Origin of the sequence: Burkholderia sp. Ax-1720 (genome assembly GCF_011753035.1) — a bacterium.
GTDB classification, from domain to species: domain Bacteria; phylum Pseudomonadota; class Gammaproteobacteria; order Burkholderiales; family Burkholderiaceae; genus Burkholderia; species Burkholderia gladioli.
This window is the reverse complement of record NZ_VWWK01000424.1, coordinates 1-1,347: the sequence shown is the minus strand read 5'-3', so window position 1 is coordinate 1,347 and position 1,347 is coordinate 1. Positions and strand designations below refer to the sequence as shown.

Genomic DNA, 1,347 nt, shown 5'->3' with positions numbered 1-1,347 from the left:
AGCCCGGAAGGCCGGCCGCGATATTGAACGCGAAGGAACGAAGCATCGAGGAGATCGGGAAGGCGGCGCTGCCGAAAGCGTGTCTGACCGGGCGCGCGCGATTCGGGTTCCGGCCGCGCGGCGGGCGCGCGGGACGCGCGAGGCGCGGGTGGGCAAGCGGATCGGGCAGCGAAAGCTCGGTCATCGGCGATTCCTGTCGGGGCAGCAGGGGCCGGCGGCGCGGCGCGCGGCGCAAGGCGGCGGCCGGCACGCGACGGTGAATCGTCGATGATACGCGCGCTTGCCGCGCCGTGCAGCGCGCGCCGCGATCAGCAGCAGAGCACGAGGAGTGCTGGCTTGCACGCCGCTTTTGTCTGCCCAACACTGGCAGCGAGGGGTCTGATGCCGCGCGGCGCATGCAAGCTGGGCGCCGGCGCGGCGGCGAGCCCGGGGCGACCGGGCGTGGCAAGCGAGAGGTGTGTGATGACGACGGCGATGGTGAAGCAGGAACTGGCGGTGGCCTCGTTCAGCCGCGTGTACGATCTCGACCGGGTCGAGACCGCGCTGAACGATCTCAACGAGGGGGCCAGCGAGGCCCTGCGCGCGACCTACGAGAAGATGCTGAAGACGGGCAACCTGCGCTTCTGCGTGAAGCCCACGCGCATGCCGGCCTTCGATGCGCTGGCCGAGGCGCTGCCGAATTTCGCGGGGCCGCTGGAGGACCTGCGCAAGCAGATCGCGCTGTGCCTGGAGACCGAGGACCGGCTCGAGCTGATGCCGATCCTGCTGCTGGGCGCGCCCGGGATCGGCAAGACCCACTTCGCCAAGGCGCTGGCGCAGATGCTCGGCACCGCCTACCACTACGTGCCGATGAGCTCGCTGACCGCCGGCTGGGTGCTGTCGGGGGCCTCCTCGCAATGGAAGAACGCCAAGCCGGGCAAGGTGTTCGACGCGCTGGTGCACGGCAGCTACTCGAACCCGGTGATCGCCATCGACGAGATCGACAAGGCCGGCAACGACGCCCAGTATGATCCGCTCGGCGCGCTCTACGCGCTGCTCGAGCACGACACCGCGAGCGCCTTCGTCGACGAGTTCGCCGAGGTGCCGATCGATGCCGGCAACGTGATCTGGATCGCGACGGCCAACGACGCGTCCTCGATCCCCGAGCCGATCCTCAACCGCATGAACGTCTACGAGATCCCCTCGCCCGACGAGGCCGGCGCGCGGCGCATCGCGCAGACCATCTACGCCGAGATCCGCGGCGCGCATGCCTGGGGCCGGCGCTTTCCCGACCTGCTCGGCGAGTCCGCGCTGGGCGCGCTGGCGGCGGTGCCGCCGCGCACCATGCGCCGCGCGCTGCTGCACGCG

The 1,347-nt window shown here is 70.8% G+C and carries 2 protein-coding genes; both read left to right on the top strand.

Features of this window, described 5'->3' with window-relative positions; translation table 11 throughout:
* Positions 1-271 (top strand): hypothetical protein (locus F3J18_RS38005; protein WP_205195736.1); only part of this gene is annotated, 271 nt, incomplete at its 5' end.
* Positions 272-462: 191 nt separating this feature from the next.
* Positions 463-1,347, top strand: an 885-nt coding sequence (locus F3J18_RS37385) for an AAA family ATPase (protein ID WP_166917191.1), incomplete at its 3' end; no start/stop codon positions are given.